Source organism: Erwinia plantamica (assembly GCF_043420595.1).
Taxonomy (GTDB): Bacteria; Pseudomonadota; Gammaproteobacteria; order Enterobacterales; family Enterobacteriaceae; genus Erwinia; species Erwinia aeris.
On the sequence record NZ_JBGCUC010000121.1, the window covers coordinates 1 to 406 of the forward strand.

General features: G+C 72.7%; 2 protein-coding genes. Both read left to right on the forward strand.

All coding sequences use genetic code 11. The features are described 5' to 3' along the window. The coding region (locus tag AB3U87_RS22380; RefSeq protein ID WP_394150635.1) for a hypothetical protein at positions 1–208 on the forward strand (208 nt) is incomplete at its 5' end. 10 nt (positions 209–218) lie between these two features. After that, the coding region (locus AB3U87_RS22385; RefSeq protein ID WP_394150637.1) for an NAD(P)H-hydrate epimerase at positions 219–406 on the forward strand (188 nt) is incomplete at its 3' end.

Genomic DNA, 406 nt, shown 5'->3' on the forward strand with positions numbered 1-406 from the left:
GGGCGTCGCCTCGGCCTTGCGTGAGCACGCCGGAGCCGCCGTGTTCAGCCACTTCGTCGCCCTGAACGCGGCGGTCGCGGTGGCGACCGGGACCGCGGACGTCATGGCCTTCCGGCCCGACCACGCCTCGCTCACGACCTTCGCGATCGAGGGCGAGCGCTTGATCCTGCTGGAGAAAGGGCGCGAAGCTCAGAGCCAGGTGCTCTGAAGGAGTCGTCGTGCCGCGAGAGATCCTCTCCGTCGCCGAAATGGCCGCCGCCGATCGCGCCGCGGTGGAGCGGGGCGCGCCCACGCCGGTGCTGATGGAGCGAGCCGGGGAGGCGGTGGCGCGGGCCGTGCGCGCGCGCTACGTCCATCGGCCAGTGGTGATCTGGTGCGGACCCGGCGACAATGGCGGGGACGGCTA